We start from the raw sequence: 16,226 nt of genomic DNA on the forward strand, positions 1-16,226 counted from the left end.
CAAAAAACCCCGCTCTCAGCCTTCGATGACGGCGTACGCGGAGTGGTTGTGTATGGACTCGAAGTTCTCGGCGGTGACGCGGAAGCTGCGCGCGCCGGCCAGGCCCTGCAAGTGCTCGGCCACGTCGCGAACCAGATCCTCGACGAATTTGGGATTCTCGTAGGCGCGCTCGGTCACGAATTTTTCGTCGCCGCGCTTGAGCAGCCCCCACAGCTCGCACGAGGCCTGCTGCTCGATGTTGCGGATCAGCGCGTCGACGTCGACCTGGGATGGATCCTGGTAGATGACCTCGACGGTGACATGGGAGCGCTGATTATGGGCGCCGTACTGCGAGATCGCCTTGGAGCATGGGCAGAGGCTGGTCACCGGGACCAGCACGGAGAGCGCGAATTCCGCAGCGCCCTCTTGCCCGGCAGCCTGGGCGCGGGCCGACCACTTGACTTCATAGTCCATCAGGCTGGCCACCCCCGAGACGGGAGCGGTCTTGGACAGGAAATAAGGAAAGGTCGCCGCGATATCGCCCTTCTGGGCGTTCAGCAAGGGCAGCATGTCTTGCGCCATGGCGCAAAACAGGGCGGGCGTCATGGGCGTGCGGCGGTGTTCTTCGAGCAGTGCCACGAAACGCGACATATGCGTTCCTTTTTCCTGTGCCGGCAGGGCCACGGTAAGCTCCCAGTTGGCGACGGTGGCTTGCGCCGTGCCGTCGGCCTGGGCGATGACCATGGGATGGCGCACGCCGCGAACACCCACGCGCTGGATCGCGATGTGGCGGGTATCGACGCTGCTCTGCACGTCAGGCATGGCAACAGCAGAATCAATCAGTATATTCATGAAATATAGGCCTGGTGGGCGCCCGCCAGGAGCGGACACCGGTTACGGACACAATGGGGATACTGCTACTTTACCGCAAGTCCGGCGACGGACACATCCATTGGATGCTCCGGAGCGCCGAAACGTTCCCGGATGGAACGCTCGATGCCGGCGGCGTCCAGCCCCAGGTCCGAAAGGATGGCCGACTGTTCGCCATGATCGATGAACTGATCGGGCAGCCCCAATTGCAGCATGGGCCGGACAATGCCCCGCCGGCTGAAGAACTCCAGCACGGCGCTGCCGGCCCCGCCCATGATCGAGGCCTCCTCGACCGACACGAAAGCCTGGTGCGTCTCGGCCAGGCTTTGCAGCAAGGCTTCATCCAGCGGCTTGACGAAGCGCATGTCGACCAGGGTGGCGTCCAGCGCCTCGGCGGCCTGCAAGGCGGCTGTGGCCAGCGTGCCGAAGGCCAGGATGGCGATCCGTTCGCCCTGGCGGCGGACGACGCCCTTGCCCAGTTCGACCTCGTCCAGCCCCTCGTGCACCGCGGCGCCGCGGCCCGCTCCGCGCGGGTAGCGCACCGAAGCCGGACCAGGATGGCGGTAACAGGTGCTGAGCAGCAGGCGCGCCTCGTTCTCGTCGGACGGCGTGGCCACCACCATGTTGGGAATGCAGCGCAAGTAGGCGATATCGTAGTTGCCGGCATGCGTGGCGCCATCGGCCCCGACGATGCCCGCGCGGTCGAGGGCGAAGGTGACGTCCAGGTTTTGCAGCGCCACATCGTGTATGAACTGGTCGTAGCCGCGTTGCAAGAAGGTGGAATAGATGGCGACCACCGGCTTCTGCCCTTCGCAGGCCAGGCCGGCCGCGAAGGTGACGGCATGCTGCTCGGCAATGCCGACGTCGAAGTAGCGCGTGGGGAAGCGCCGCTCGAATTCGACCATGCCGCTGCCTTCGCGCATGGCCGGCGTGATGCCGACCAGGCGGCTGTCGGCCTGTGCCATATCGCACAGCCATTGCCCGAAAACCTGGGTGAAGGTCTGCTTGGCGGGGGTTTTGGATTTCTGGATGCCCACGCTGGGGTCGAACTTGCCCGGACCGTGATAAAGCACGGGATCAGCCTCGGCCAATTTGTAGCCCTGCCCCTTCTTGGTGACCACGTGCAGGAACTGCAGGCCGCCCAGCGCCTTGAGGTTTTCCAGCGTGGGCACCAGCGCGTCCAGGTCGTGGCCGTCGATGGGGCCCACGTAATTGAAACCCAGCTCTTCGAACAGGGTGGCCGGCGACACCATGCCTTTGGCATGTCCCTCGAAGCGGCGCGCCAGTTCCAGCATGGGCGGCACATGCTGCAGCACCGCCCGCCCCACATTCTTGGCGGCGGCATAGAAGCCGCCGGACAGCAGCCGGGCAAGATAGCGGTTCAAGGCCCCCACCGGCGGCGAAATCGACATGTCATTGTCGTTGAGCACGACCAGCACATTGACGCCCGGCGTCACACCGGCGTTGTTCAGGGCTTCGAAGGCCATGCCGGCGGTCATGGCGCCGTCGCCGATGACGGCGATGTGCTGCCGCTGGTCCAGGCCCGCGTTGCGCGACGCCACCGCCATGCCGAGCACGGCCGAGATCGACGTCGACGAATGGGCCGTGCCGAACGCGTCGTACTCGGATTCGCTGCGCTTGGGAAAGCCCGATATGCCGCCCTGCTGGCGCAATTTGGCCATGCCGGCGCGCCGGCCGGTCAGAATCTTGTGCGGATACGACTGGTGGCCGACATCCCACACCACGCGGTCATCGGGCGTATTGAAGACATGATGCAGAGCGATGGTAAGCTCGACCGTGCCCAGATTGGACGACAAATGGCCGCCGGTCTTCGACACGGATTGCAGGACGAACTCGCGCAGCTGGCTGGCGGCCTCTTTGAGGCCGGCACGGTCCAGCGAGCGCAGATCGGCGGGCGTATTGATATCTTCGAGGCTTACGTTAGGCATACGAGTCGAGGGGTTGGGTACAAACTGCATTTTAGGCTCTCAAGGGGCCCGGCGCGCAAACGGGCGAATGGGTCAACGGTCGCGCCCGACGATGTAATCGGCGATATCGGCCAGGCGGCCCGCCGCCGGCCCCAGGGGCAGGACTGCCGCCCGGGCCTGGGCATGCAGCGATTGCAGCAATTCGCGGGACCCTTCCAGGCCCATGATGGACACATAGGTCGGCTTGTTGCCCGCGGCGTCCTTGCCGGCGGTCTTGCCCAGGGTGGCGGTGTCCGAAGTCACGTCCAGGATGTCGTCGACGACCTGAAAAGCCAGGCCGACCGCGGCCGCATAGCTTTCCAGGCCCTGCCGGGCGGACGAACCCGCCCCGGCCACGATGCCGCCCAGCAACACGCTGGCTTCAAGCAAGGCGCCGGTTTTCATGCTGTGCATCTGCTGCAGCTGATCGCCGTTCAGGGCCACGCCGATGCTGTCGCAATCGATGGCCTGCCCGCCGACCATGCCCAGGCTGCCCGCCGAACGCGCCAGCAATTGGGATGCCTGCACGACCAGGGCCGGCGCAATCGGCATCAAGGCCAGCAGCTCGAAAGCCAGGGGCTGCAATGCATCGCCGGCCAGCATCGCGGTGGCTTCATTGAAGCGCACATGCACCGTGGGACGGCCGCGGCGCAGCGCATCGTCGTCCATGCATGGCAGATCGTCGTGAACCAGGGAATAGGCATGTATCAGCTCGACCGCCGCCGCCGCATGATCGAGGGCGATTTCCTGCGCGGCGGCCGCCGTGCCCGATTGCAGCGATGCTTCGCCGGCGGCGTAGACCAGGGCGGCGCGAACGCGCTTGCCCGGACCCAGCACCGCATAGCGCATGGCCTCGTGCAGGGATTCGGGTTCGGTGCCGGCCGGCGGCAGCAACTGATCGAGCACCCCTTCCACATGCTGCACGCGCTCAGCCAGCCATGCGGGAAAATCCACTGTTCTGTGCCCCATGCCTATTCCTCGCCGCTATCGGCGTCGGCCAAGGGCTTGAGCAGGTTGCCCTGCAATACCTTGACCTGCTGTTCAGCCTGATCCAGGCGGCGCTGGCATATCTTGGCGAGCTCCACACCCTGTTCATAGGCGGCCAGCGACTGGTCCAGCGGCAGCGTGCCGGTTTCCATCTGCGAGACCAGCGACTCGAGCTGGGCCAGGGCCGTTTCAAAATCCTGCGGCAAGGCGGCTGTGCCGCCGACGGCGGGTGCGGCGCCGGGTTTTGCGTCATTCATGAGCGTATTCCAGAAAATCAGCGCAGCGATGCCGCGCCTGTTTTGCGTCCTGCCCAAATTGTACGAGATGCCGGCCATGCCTGCCCGAGTCCCCCATCCGGACGCTGCGGCAGGGCAAAAAAACTAGGGTACAATCCTAGCTCCTTAAAATTTCATCGGCCAGTCCGTTTTTTCTTCGCACCGGGCACACGACAGCTGGAACAGCCACAGGAAACAACCTTGGCCTTTACCGCGTTCTGCCTGGTTTCATCTCGGCGGGGGGAATCATGACCGACATCGGTCGGGAAGCGCACATCGCGCCGGCGCAAACACAACTTTCAGTCAGCAGTTATTTTGACGAAGCCGTTTTTGCCCAAGAGCAAGAACGCATTTTCAGGAATTCAGCACTTTATATCGGGCATGAAAAACTCGTGCCCGAGCCAGGCGACTGGCGCACCCTGCCGCAGGAACAGGCCGGGCGCGTCCTGGTGCGCAATCCCGGCGGCGTCGAACTGATTTCGAACGTCTGCCGTCACCGGCAAGCCATCATGCTGGGCGGCCAGGCCGGAAGCGTGGCCGGCGCGCAAAGCGAACACGGCAATCTGCGCAACACCGGCGGCAACATCGTTTGCCCCGTCCACCGCTGGACCTATAGCAAGCAGGGCAAGCTGCTGGGCGCCCCGCAGTTCCCCAAGACACCCTGCATGGACTTGCAGCGCTACACGCTCAAGAACTGCCATGGGCTGCTGTTCGAGGGCCCGCGCAATCCGGCCCAGGACATGGCCTCGCTGTTCGAGCGGCCCGAATTCGACTTCTCGGACTATGTGCTGGACCACGTCGAAGTGCATTCATGCCGCTACAACTGGAAGACCTTCATCGAGGTCTACCTGGAAGACTACCATGTAGGGCCCTTCCATCCGGGACTGGGCAAGTTCGTGACCTGCGACGATCTGAGCTGGGAATTCTCGGACTGGTACAGCTCGCAGAGGGTGGGCGTGCACAAATCGCTCAGCCAGCCCGGCAGCGACGTATACCGCCAATGGCACGACAGGCTGCTGGACTACCGCGAGGGCCAGGAACCCGGCTTCGGCGCGGTGTGGGTCACGTATTTCCCCACCCACATGATAGAGCTCTACCCGCATGTGGTCGTGCTGTCGACGCTGCATCCGGTCAGCCCGCAGGAAACCCTGAACATCGTTGAGTTCTACTACCCGGAAGACATCGCCGCCTTCGAGCGCGAATTCGTGCTGGCGCAGCGCGCCGCCTATATGGAAACGGCAATCGAGGACGACGAGATCGCCGAGCGCATGGATGCCGGCCGCCGCGCCCTGATGCGTCGCGGCGCCGACGAGGCCGGCCCCTACCAATCGCCCATGGAAGACGGCATGCGGCACTTCCATGAATGGTACCGCCGCATGATGAACGAGACGGGCGCCTGAGCGCCCGTTTCTTTTACCGCGAGGTGGACAGCAAGCGGATGCCAGCCCGCTCGGCGTGGGGGCTATTTAGTAATCTGCGGAGCGCGCCACCGGGCGGGAGGGATCGCTGCACCATTCGCTCCAGGAACCGGGATACAGGGCCGAACCGTTCAGGCCGGCCAGTTCCATGGCGAACAGGTTATGGCAGGCCGTGATGCCCGAGCCGCATTGATGCACCACCTGAGCCGCCGGCCGCCCTTCCAGCAAGGCCTCGAACTCGCCGCGCAACTCGGCGGGCGTCTTGAAGCGCCCGTCGTCCCGCAGGTTCATTGAATTGGGACGGTTCAGGGCGCCCGGAATATGGCCGGCCACCGGGTCCATGGGCTCGGTTTCGCCGCGATAGCGGTTGGCGGCACGCGCATCGACCACGGTGAACGCGGGATTTTCCAGGTTTTCAAGGACCGCCCTTGCATCGACCGTAGGCATCGCGGCCGCCGCGGGCGCCTCCAGGCTTTGGACCGCCTGCGCCTCGGTGACCGAGGCGCTGCGCACGCCGGTTTCGCTCGCGCCCCCGGCGGCCAGCCAGGCCGGCCAGCCGCCATCCAGGATGGCGACATTCTCGTGGCCCAGCCAGCGCAGCATCCACCACAGGTGCGAGGCGAACATGCTGTTGCCTCCGTCGTAGACGACCACCTGCGACTGCCGGGTCAGGCCCTGCAAGCGCATCAGGATCGCGAAATCGCCGCGCCCGGGCAAAGGGTGGCGCCCGTTGCTGCCCGTTTTCGCCGCGGACAACTGGGTTTCATGATCCAGAAACAAGGCGCCCGGAATATGCCCCTGCTCGTATGCCCGGCGGCCGGCCTGATGGTCGGCCAGGTCGTGCCGGACGTCGAAAACAAGCCAATCCCGCGCGGGCAGCTCCCGGCGAAGCTCGTCAGCGCTGATCAATAATTTATACACTTCGTGTCTCCTGTTTCTGGCCGCCGTCCCCGGCGGCCTGCTGGCTCAGCGCAGTCTGGCCGCGCATGATGCGATCCTCGCTGTACGTTCGCCAGATCGAGAGCAGGCCCGAGGCAATGATGAGCGCCATTCCAGCCCACGCCACCGGGTCGGGCAGATCGCCCCAAAAGACGATGCCCAGCAAGGCCGCGAAGATAATGGTTGTATATTGCAGCGCCGCCGTCAATAGCGCCGAACCGAGGCCGAAAGCGCGCGTCATCGCCAGCTGCCCCACCAGTCCCAGCACGCCCACGCCGGTCAGCGCGAGCCAGGCGGCCAGGCCGATGTCCTTCCAGCCTTCGAACGCCAGCCCCACCAGGCTGGTCAGGCACACGCAGCATGAAAAAATGAAGACGGTACGCCATTCGGGTTCGCCCACCCGGCCCAGCTGGCGTATCTGCATCATGGCCACCGCTGACAGGCCGCCGGCGCCCAGGCCCAGCGCGGCCGGAAGAAACTGATCGTGCGCAATGCTGGGGCGCAGCACGGCGATGACGCCGAGAAACCCCAGCAACACCGCCAATATCCGCAAGGGATCGCGCTGAGTGCCGCCCCAGCCCAGCATCCAGCCCGCAATGAACAGAGGGGCGGTGTAGTTCAGGCTGATGGCGGTGGAAAGAGGCAGGTGGGAAATGGCGAAGAAGCCCAGCCACATGGACGAGATGCCCGAGACATTGCGCCAGACATGCAACTTCCAGCTTGCCGGGACGAGGCTGCGATGCGTGTAGCGGGTCCAGACATAGAGCAGCAGGACCGATGGCACGCCCCGAAAAAGAATGACGTGCGGCAGCGTTGCGCCGTAATCCGAGGCAACCTTCACGCAGGCCCCCATGCCAGCAAACATCACACTCGCCAGTAACATCCACAGAGACTGCATGAACTCAACCGAAAACCTGATTAAAACCGCCAAGCCGCTACTATACTCTGATGCTGAAAAAATTATGGTCGCCGCGGCTTTAAATCCGGGAACCGCCCTCCATATGGATAGTCCAAGGTTTTGCTCGCATTATTCGGAAAACTTAAAACATGAAACGAATCTTTTTATTCCTGCTGACCAATATCGCCGTCATGGTCGTGCTCAGCGCTTCCATGAACGTACTGGGCGTGGGCCGCTTCCTTACCGCCAACGGCCTGGACCTGACCCAATTGCTGATTTTCTCGGCGCTGGTGGGCTTTACCGGCTCGATCATTTCCCTGCTGATCAGCAAATGGATGGCCAAGCAGTCCACCGGCGCCCGCGTCATCGACCCGCAGGCGCCCGCCAACGCGCGTGAAGCGTGGCTGCTGGACACCGTACACCAGCTTGCCGACCGGGCCGGCATCGGCCGGCCTGAAGTCGCCATCTACGACGGCGCGCCCAATGCCTTCGCCACGGGCGCCTTCAAGAACGATGCCCTGGTCGCAGTGTCGACCGGCCTGCTGGACAGCATGACCGAAGAAGAAGTCGCCGCCGTCCTGGGCCACGAAGTCGCCCACGTGGCCAACGGCGACATGATCACGCTGACCCTGATCCAGGGCGTGGTCAACACCTTCGTCATCTTCTTTGCGCGCATCGTCGGCTACTTCGTCGACCGCGCCGTGCTGAAGAACGACCGCGGCGTGGGGGCCGGCTATTACGTCACCGTCATCGTCTGTGAAATCGTCTTCGGCATACTGGCATCGGTCATCGTCGCGTGGTTCTCGCGCCAGCGCGAATACCGCGCCGATGCCGGTTCGGCCAGCCTGCTGGGGTCGCGCGAACCCATGATCCGCGCCCTGGCCCGCCTGGGCGGGGTCGAGGCCGGCGAGCTGCCCAAGGCATTCAAGGCCTCGGGCATTTCTGGCACCCGCTCCATCAGCGCCATGTTCGCCTCGCACCCGCCCATCGCCGCGCGCATCCACGCCTTGCAGGCCGCGCAACGCATCTGATCGCCGCCGGCGCCAAAAGGAAAATTCCCTTCCTTTAGCGCCGGCCGCTTTCCATTCTCCGCGACGGAATCCGCATACCTAGTTTACTATGCGGACATGACAGAATTATTCGCCCTGCTGAACTTCGGCGGCTACATCGCGCTGCTGCTCTGGGGCGTCCATATGGTCCAGAGCGGCGTGCAGCGCGCATTCGGGGCGGCCCTGCGTATCTGGATGGGGCGGGCGCTGGGCACCCGCGTACGCGCTTTTTTCACCGGCCTGGCCATTACCTCGGCCATACAAAGCAGCACGGCAACCGGCCTGATGATCACCAGCTTCGCCGCCGGAGGCCTGGTCGCCCTGACTCCCGGCCTGGCGGCGATGCTGGGCGCCAATGTCGGCACGACCATCATCGTCCAGTTGCTTTCCTTCAACCTGACCGCCCTCGCGCCCACACTGATATTGATCGGCGTCTGGCTCTTCCGGCGCCACCAGCCCAGCCGGCGCCGCGACCTGGGCCGCGTATTCATCGGCCTGGGCCTGTTGCTGCTGTCGCTGCATGAACTCGTGCTGCTGTTCGCGCCCTTGCAGGATGCGCGCCTGCTGGAAATACTGCTGGACGCCCTGTCCGGCCAGCCCGTCATTGCCCTGCTCCTCGCGGCCATCCTGGCCTGGGCATCGCATTCCAGCGTGGCGGTGGTCGTATTGATCATGTCCCTGGCCAGCCACGACATGATCGAGCCGTCGCTGGCCTACGCGCTGGTGCTGGGCGCCAACCTGGGCACCTCCGTGAACCCCCTGCTGGAAGGCGCCGGCGACGACGACCCGGCCGCCCGCCGGCTGCCGCTGGGCAACCTGGGAACGCGCCTGGCGGGTTGCCTGCTGGCGCTTGTGCTCCTGCCCTGGCTGCCAACCCTGATGGGCGTCCTGAGCGCCGATCCCGCCCGCGCCGTGGCCAACTTCCATACCTTGTTCAACGTGGCGGTCGCATTGCTTTTTCTGCCCCTGCTGACCCCGTATGCGCGGGTTCTGGTGCGCGTGCTGCCCAAGCGCAGCGATCCGAACGACCCCTCCCGCCCCCAGTATCTGGATGAATCCGCCCACGAGGTGCCCGCCATTGCGCTGGGCAATGCGGCGCGCGAAGCCTTGCGGGTGGCCGATATGACGCAAAGCCTGCTGGGCATGGCACGCGCCGGATTCCTGCGGGACAACCGGCACCGGATCGCGCATGCGCGCTACGTCAACAGCGCCATCGACCGCCTGGACGGAGCCATTACCACCTACCTGGCCACGCTGGACCAGGACGCCATGAACCAGGACGATCACCGCCGGCTCGACGAGATACTGGCCTTTTCGTCGAACATGGCGCACGCCGGGAACATCGCCACCAGCGGACTGCTGGGGCACACGGCCACCCTGCGCAAGAAAGGCTGGGCATTCACCGCCGCGCAGCGCGACGAGCTGACGACCGTGCTGGACCGGCTGATGCGCAACCAGCGGCAGACCGCCGCGCTCTTCGTCGCGGAGGATATCCGGAGCGCGCGCTACCTGGCCTTCGAGAAAGACCATTTCCGCGAGCTCGAGGCCACGGCGGCCGAACGCAACCTGCAGAACATCCAGGCGGGCAGGCTGGACCAGGCCGAGCTGGGATCCTTCTATCTGGACATATTGCGCGACGCCAAGACCGTCAATTCATTCCTGGTGGAAGCAGCCGCCTACCCGATATTGGCCAAGCACAACGAGCTGCTGCCCAATCGCTTGCGCGAGAACAGCGGCGCGCCCGAATAGGACGGCGCGCCCGCGGCGCCGTTGACACCGGCAGCGTCCTAACCCAGATAACGCTTGAACCAGGCCAGCGCCTTGTCCCAGCCGTCCTGCGCATCCTGGGGATGGTAGCTGGGCCGGTAATCGGCATAGAAGGCATGCCCCGAATCCGGGTAGACGACGATTTGCGAACTTTGCGCCGCGGCGCTGCCTTGCTCCAGCGCGGCTTCCATGCGCCGCACGTCTTCAAGGGGAATGCTGGCGTCCTGCCCGCCGTAAAGGCCCAGGACGGGCGCGAGCAGCTCGCCCGCCACATCGATGGGATTGCGCAGCTGCAAAGGGCCATGCCCCACCGTCAGCTTCCCGTACCAGGCCACGCCGGCCTTGCAGCGGGGGTTATGCGCCGCGTACATCCAGGCAAGGCGGCCGCCCCAGCAGAAACCGGTCACGCCGACGCGGGCCGTGTCAGCGCCCTGGCTTCCCGCCCATTTCACGGCGGCATCCAGGTCGGCCAGCACCTGCTCGTCGGGCACCCGGGACACGATGTCCTTGATCAGTGCCCCGACGTCGGTGTACTGGCTGGCATCGCCCTGGCGCTGGTACAGCTCGACGCCCACCGCCATATAACCCTGATGGGCGAAGCGCCGGCATACATCGCGTATGTGTTCGTGCAGGCCGAAGATTTCCTGGATGACCAGGATGACGGCCGGGTGCTCGCTATCGGCCGGCGCGGCGAAGTAGGCCGGTATCGTGCCGTCGAAGGTGGGCATGTCCACCTGCCCGTGCCGCAAGCCCTCGGCGGGGGTATGCACAGTGGTTCCGGCTGCTCCGGTAATGGGTGAAAACGACATGTCGACTCCTTGTTGTTGCCAGTATGCGCTCGGCTTGCGCCGTCAATGGGCCTGTTCCCAATTCGGCCCGATTCCCACTTCGGCCACCAGCGGCACGCTGAGCCTGGCCACGTTGCACATAAGGCCCGGCAGGTGGCGGGCCACCGTATCGACTTCGCCGGCGGGAACATCCAGCACCAGCTCGTCGTGCACCTGCATGACCAGCAGGCTTTCCAGATTCTCGGCCTCCAGCCATTCCTGGACGGCCACCATGGCCATCTTGATCAGGTCGGCGGCCGTGCCCTGCATGGGCGCATTGATGGCCGCGCGCTCGGCGGCCGCCTGCCTGGGCCCCTTGGCGCCGCGCAGTTCCGGCAACCAGAGGCGCCGGCCGAACACGGTTTCCACATAACCGAGTTCGCGCGCCATCTGCTTGGTCTGGGCCATATAGTTTGCCACACCGGGATAGCGGGCAAAATACCGGTCGATGTAGGCGCGCGCCGCGTCCCGGGTGATGCCCAGGTTGGATGCCAGGCCGAATTCGCCCATGCCGTAGATCAAGCCGAAATTGATGGCCTTGGCCGCCCTGCGCTGTTCGCCCGAGACATCGTCCAGCGCGACGCCGAACACTTCGGCGGCGGTCGCCCGGTGGATGTCGTCGCCCCGCTCGAATGCACTGCGCAGGTTCTCGTCGTCGGAGACGTGCGCCATGACGCGCAACTCGATCTGCGAATAATCGGCGGAAAGTATCCGCCCCCGGTCGGCGATGAAGGCGGTGCGCACGCGCCTGCCCTCGGGCGTGCGCACGGGGATGTTCTGCAGATTGGGATCCGACGAAGCCAGGCGGCCCGTGATCACCGCCGCCTGCGCATAGCGCGTATGGACGCGCCCCGTGGCGGGATTGATCATCTTGGGCAGCTTGTCGGTATAGGTGGACTTGAGCTTGGCCAGGCCCCTGTATTCAAGCAGCAATGCCGGCAAGGGGTAGTCGCGCGCCAGCTTGGTGAGCACGTCTTCGTCGGTGGACGGCGCGCCGCTGGCGGTCTTGCGGACCACCGGCAGCTCCATGCGCTGGAAAAGGATCTCGCCCAGCTGCTTGGGCGAATTCAGGTTGAAAGGCTGGCCGGCCAGTTCGAATGCCTTCTTTTCCAGATCCAGCAGCTGCTGGCCCAATTCATTGCTTTGCTGGACCAGCACATCGCCGTCGATACGCACGCCGTTGCGTTCTATGATGGTCAGCACCCGGGACACCTGGATTTCAAGCAGGTAGATGGCATCCAGTCCTGGGTCCACCGCAAGTTGCGGACGCAGCACCTGGTGCAGTTGGAAGGTGAAATCGGCATCCTCGCATGCATAATGGGAGGCCTTCTGGACTTCGACCTCGTCGAAGCACAATTGCTTGGCGCCCTTGCCGCATAAATCCTCGAAGGTCGTACCCGTGCGGCCCAGCCAGCGCTGGCCCAGCTCTTGCATGTTGACGCGCCGATGAGACTCCAGCACGTAGGCTTGCAGCATGGAATCCTCGGCTATGCCGGCCAGCGCCACGCCTTCGTTCAAGAGCACGTGCGCGTCGTACTTGGCGTTGTGCAGCAGCTTGGCCGCCGAGGCATCCTCGAGCCACGGCCGCAAGCGGGCAAGCACCTGGTCCTTGGGCAACTGCTGCACATTGTCCGGTCCGCGATGGGCCACCGGTATATAGCAGGCCACCCCCGGACCGACGGACAGCGACATGCCCACCAGCCGGGCGGCCATGGGGTCTATCGACGTGGTCTCGGTGTCCAGCGCAACCAGTTCGGCATCGCGCAACATGGCCAACCAACGGTCGAGGGCTTCCCAATCGAGTATGGTTTCATACTGCAGATCCAGCACGGGGGCAGGCGTTTCGACCGCCTGGCGGCTATCCTGCGCGGGAATGCGGTCGGGCTCTCCGCTGAGTTCCCGCAGCCAGCTGCGAAAGCCGTATTCGTCGTACAGCGCAATGAGCGTCTCGCGATCGAGCGGCCGCGGCGCCAGATCGGCCAGGCCCAGGTCCAGGTCGGGAATATCGCAATCGGTCTTGACCGTCAGCAACTGCCGGGTCAATTCGAAATTGGGGATGGCGCCGCGCAGGTTCTCGCCCGCCACGCCTTTGATGCTGGCCGCGTTCTGCACCAGAGCATCCACCGAGCCGTATTCGTTCAGCCATTTGGCGGCGGTCTTGGGGCCCACCTTGGGCACGCCCGGCACATTGTCCACCGCGTCGCCCGTCAGCATCAGAAAGTCTACAATCCGTTCTGGACCGACGCCGAATTTTTTCATCACGCCGTCCACGTCCTGCCGTTCGCCGCTCATGGTGTTGACCAGCTCGACGCGTTCGTTCACCAGTTGAGCCAGGTCCTTGTCGCCGGTGGACACCACCGTATGCACGTCTTCGCGCGTTGCGCGGCAGGCCAGCGTGCCGATGATGTCGTCGGCCTCGACGCCCGGCACCGCCAGCACGGGCCACCCCAGCGCCCTCACCGCCCGATGGATGGGCTCGATCTGTGCTGATAGCTCTTCAGGCATGGACGGCCGGTTGCCTTTGTACAAAGGATAGATGTCGTCACGGAACGTCTTGCCTCGGGCATCGAACACGCAGGCCGCATAGTCCGCCTTGTAATCCTGAAGCAGTCTCCTTAACATGGAGATGACACCATAGAGGGCGCCGGTCGGCTCTCCCTTGGCGTTTCGAAGGTCGGGCATGGCGTGATAGGCGCGGTACAGATAGCTCGACCCATCAACAAGTAACAAGGTTTTTTTCATGTCAAACAATAAAATAGTCCGTATGCCGGCAGCGCAGCAGATTCCCGGGATTATGTCAGAGATGCAGGTCGCTGCCGAGACTTTGCAGGAAATAGGCTGGGGCGTAAGCGTCTTCGGAAGCGCCCGCATCCAACCCGACACCCCCTACTACGCGCTAAGCGAAGCCATCGGCAGTCGCCTGGCCAAGGCCGGCCTGACCGTCATCGCCGGCGGCGGCCCGGGCATCATGGAAGCCGCCAACAAAGGCGCTTTCGAGGCGGGCGGCAACAGCGTGGGGCTGAACATCAAATTGCCGCGCGAAGCCGCCAATAACCGCTATCAAACCCATAGCCTCACATTCGATTACTTTTACTCACGAAAAGCCACTTTTTTTATGCACAGCGCCGCCTACATCGCCTTGCCGGGCGGTTTCGGAACGCTGGACGAACTCTTCGAGGTCCTGACCCTGGTCCAGACGCGCAAAGTGCCTCCGGCGCCCATCGTGCTGATCGGCACCGAATTCTGGTCCGGCCTGATAAGCTGGATACGCAGCCACTTGCTTGCCAACAAGCTGATAGGCCCGCGCGACCTGGACCTGCTGACGCTTACCGACGACCTGGATCTGGTCATGGCGGAAATCGAAAGGTTCCGCCTGTTCCATGCCGAAGAGCGCGACACGGCGCCCGCCCTTCCCGAATAGGCCGGATGCACATGCCCGGCTTGCAGGCATACAATGAAACGCCATTCCCCCTAAACTTTCTAGCCTTGGAAGAACGACATGACCGCGCAGCAGCTTCCTTTGAACCTGAACGATCCCACCCTGTACAAAACCCGCTCCTACATCAACGGGGCGTGGGTGCAAGCCAACGATGGCGGGACGTTCGCGGTGGACAATCCGGCCAATGGCCGCGTCATCGCGCAGGTCAGCAACCTGGGGGCGGACGAGGCGCAAGCCGCCATCGATGCCGCCGACCAGGCCTACAAAGCCTGGCGCGCACGCACCGGCAAGGACAGGGCCGGCATCCTGCGCAAGTGGTTCGATCTGATCATTGCCAACACCGAAGACCTGGCTCAATTGATGACGCTGGAACAGGGCAAGCCCATTGCCGAATCGCGCGGCGAGATCGCCTACGGCGCCTCCTTCGTCGAATGGTTCGCCGAGCAGGCCAAGCGCGTCAGCGGCGACATCATGGCTTCGCCCAACCCCGCCAACCGCATGCTGGTCATGCGCGAGCCCATAGGGGTGTGCGCCGCCATAACGCCCTGGAACTTCCCCAGCGCAATGATCACCCGCAAGGTGGCGCCGGCACTGGCCGCCGGCTGCACGGTAGTGCTCAAGCCCGCTGAACAGACACCGCTGTCGGCCCTGGCGCTGGCCGAACTGGCCGAGCGGGCCGGCATTCCGGCGGGCGTGCTGAATATCGTCACGGCCGACAGCGACCGTTCCATCGCCATCGGCAAAGCGCTGTGCGCCAGCCCCATCGTCAAGAAGGTGACCTTTACGGGCTCGACCGCGGTCGGCCGCATACTGATGCAGCAGAGCGCGCCCACCATCAAGAAGCTGTCGCTGGAGTTGGGCGGGCATGCGCCCTTCATCGTGTTCGACGACGCCGACCTGGACGCCGCCGTCGATGGCGCCATGATGGCCAAATACCGCAATGCCGGCCAGACCTGCGTCTGCACCAATCGCATCTATGTGCATGAAACCGTATACGGCAGCTTCATCGAGAAGTTCGCCGCCAAGGTGTCCGCGCTGACGGTGGGCGACGGCTTCGGCGACAAGGTCGCGCAAGGCCCGCTTATCGACGATGCCGCCATCGCCAAGGTCAAGGAGCACGTGAAGGACGCCCTCGACAAGGGCGCCCAGGTCAAGGCGGGCGGACAGGCCCATGCCCTGGGCGGACGCTTCTTCCAGCCCACGGTGCTCTCCGACATCAGCGAAGACATGCTGTGCATGAAAGAAGAAACCTTCGGGCCGCTCGCCCCCGTCGTCAAGTTTTCCGACGAAAGCCACGTCATCGAACTGGCCAACAACACCGAGTACGGCCTGGCCTCTTACTTCTACAGCCGCGACGTGGGGCGCATCTTCCGTGTCGCCGAAGCGCTGGAATACGGGATGGTGGGGGTCAACACCGGCCTGATCTCGAACGAGGTCGCGCCTTTCGGCGGAGTCAAGCAATCGGGGCTGGGGCGTGAGGGCTCGGTCTATGGGATGGACGATTTCATGGAAATGAAATACGTTTGCCTGGGTGGGATGTAATTCCATTTCTCTGGCAAACGTTTGCTTTTAGAGTGTTCTTTGCAAGAACTGTGTAGGGTATTTTCTGACGCGGGCCGGGACATTCGGACTTGGCGGATGATCCGTCGTCAACGATGCCTATGGCCTCGACGGGGTCATCGCCTCGACGGTGTCAGCACCCCAACGGTATCACCACCCCACTGAAGTCCGTCGCTTAACGATGTCCGTTGCCAGCCATGCTGCCAAGGCGTAGCCGGTGGGCAGGGGATGAGCGACGTTGAGCAAGCCGC

13 protein-coding genes are annotated in these 16,226 nt (G+C 64.1%); 5 read left to right on the forward strand and 8 right to left on the reverse strand.

Annotated features, from left to right (window positions below; translation table 11 throughout):
• Positions 1-15: 15 nt before the first annotated feature.
• From folE2 to OEG81_RS11950, 4 genes are all read right to left on the reverse strand, one after another.
• Complete coding sequence (gene folE2 / locus OEG81_RS11935; protein ID WP_264129472.1) at positions 16-831, reverse strand: GTP cyclohydrolase FolE2; 816 nt, start codon at positions 829-831, stop codon at positions 16-18.
• Positions 832-896: 65 nt separating this feature from the next.
• The gene (dxs, locus tag OEG81_RS11940; RefSeq protein ID WP_264129473.1) at positions 897-2,798 is read right to left on the reverse strand and encodes a 1-deoxy-D-xylulose-5-phosphate synthase; all 1,902 of its coding nucleotides are present in this window, start codon (positions 2,796-2,798) and stop codon (positions 897-899) included.
• A gap of 72 nt (positions 2,799-2,870) precedes the next feature.
• Positions 2,871-3,785: a polyprenyl synthetase family protein gene (locus OEG81_RS11945; protein ID WP_264129474.1), complete on the reverse strand. Its 915-nt coding sequence runs from the start codon at positions 3,783-3,785 to the stop codon at positions 2,871-2,873.
• A 2-nt stretch (positions 3,786-3,787) separates the two neighbouring features.
• The gene (locus tag OEG81_RS11950) at positions 3,788-4,060 is read right to left on the reverse strand and encodes an exodeoxyribonuclease VII small subunit (RefSeq protein WP_264129475.1); all 273 of its coding nucleotides are present in this window, start codon (positions 4,058-4,060) and stop codon (positions 3,788-3,790) included.
• 266 nt (positions 4,061-4,326) lie between these two features.
• Here OEG81_RS11950 and OEG81_RS11955 point away from each other — a divergent pair, with 266 nt between their 5' ends.
• Positions 4,327-5,478 (forward strand): aromatic ring-hydroxylating oxygenase subunit alpha, encoded by a 1,152-nt coding sequence (locus OEG81_RS11955; protein ID WP_264129476.1) that lies wholly within the window; start codon positions 4,327-4,329, stop codon positions 5,476-5,478.
• Between the two features lie 66 nt (positions 5,479-5,544).
• Here OEG81_RS11955 and OEG81_RS11960 read toward each other — a convergent pair whose 3' ends face one another.
• Positions 5,545-6,417 (reverse strand): sulfurtransferase, encoded by an 873-nt coding sequence (locus OEG81_RS11960; protein ID WP_412034062.1) that lies wholly within the window; start codon positions 6,415-6,417, stop codon positions 5,545-5,547.
• Positions 6,410-7,333, reverse strand: coding sequence for a DMT family transporter (locus OEG81_RS11965; RefSeq protein ID WP_412034063.1), 924 nt, complete (start codon positions 7,331-7,333; stop codon positions 6,410-6,412). Before OEG81_RS11965 ends, OEG81_RS11960 begins: the two co-directional genes overlap by 8 nt.
• A gap of 149 nt (positions 7,334-7,482) precedes the next feature.
• On the opposite strand from OEG81_RS11965, the gene htpX reads away from it, so the two are divergent.
• Both htpX and OEG81_RS11975 read left to right on the forward strand, forming a co-directional pair.
• A complete protein-coding gene (gene htpX, locus OEG81_RS11970; protein WP_264129479.1) occupies positions 7,483-8,364 on the forward strand; it encodes a protease HtpX in 882 nt (293 codons plus the stop codon).
• Positions 8,365-8,460: 96 nt separating this feature from the next.
• Positions 8,461-10,131, forward strand: a complete 1,671-nt coding sequence (locus OEG81_RS11975; protein WP_264129480.1) for a Na/Pi cotransporter family protein — start codon at positions 8,461-8,463, stop codon at positions 10,129-10,131.
• A gap of 38 nt (positions 10,132-10,169) precedes the next feature.
• Here OEG81_RS11975 and OEG81_RS11980 read toward each other — a convergent pair whose 3' ends face one another.
• The gene (locus tag OEG81_RS11980; RefSeq protein WP_264129481.1) at positions 10,170-10,958 is read right to left on the reverse strand and encodes a dienelactone hydrolase family protein; all 789 of its coding nucleotides are present in this window, start codon (positions 10,956-10,958) and stop codon (positions 10,170-10,172) included.
• A gap of 42 nt (positions 10,959-11,000) precedes the next feature.
• Positions 11,001-13,718: a DNA polymerase I gene (gene polA, locus OEG81_RS11985; RefSeq protein WP_264129482.1), complete on the reverse strand. Its 2,718-nt coding sequence runs from the start codon at positions 13,716-13,718 to the stop codon at positions 11,001-11,003.
• A gap of 52 nt (positions 13,719-13,770) precedes the next feature.
• Between polA and OEG81_RS11990 the strand changes: the two genes are divergently transcribed.
• Both OEG81_RS11990 and OEG81_RS11995 read left to right on the forward strand, forming a co-directional pair.
• A complete protein-coding gene (locus OEG81_RS11990; RefSeq protein ID WP_264129483.1) occupies positions 13,771-14,397 on the forward strand; it encodes a TIGR00730 family Rossman fold protein in 627 nt (208 codons plus the stop codon).
• A 78-nt stretch (positions 14,398-14,475) separates the two neighbouring features.
• Positions 14,476-15,957, forward strand: coding sequence for an NAD-dependent succinate-semialdehyde dehydrogenase (locus tag OEG81_RS11995; protein WP_264129484.1), 1,482 nt, complete (start codon positions 14,476-14,478; stop codon positions 15,955-15,957).
• Positions 15,958-16,226 lie beyond the last annotated feature (269 nt).

Origin of the sequence: Pollutimonas sp. M17 (assembly GCF_025836975.1) — a bacterium.
In the GTDB taxonomy this organism is placed as follows: domain Bacteria; phylum Pseudomonadota; class Gammaproteobacteria; order Burkholderiales; family Burkholderiaceae_B.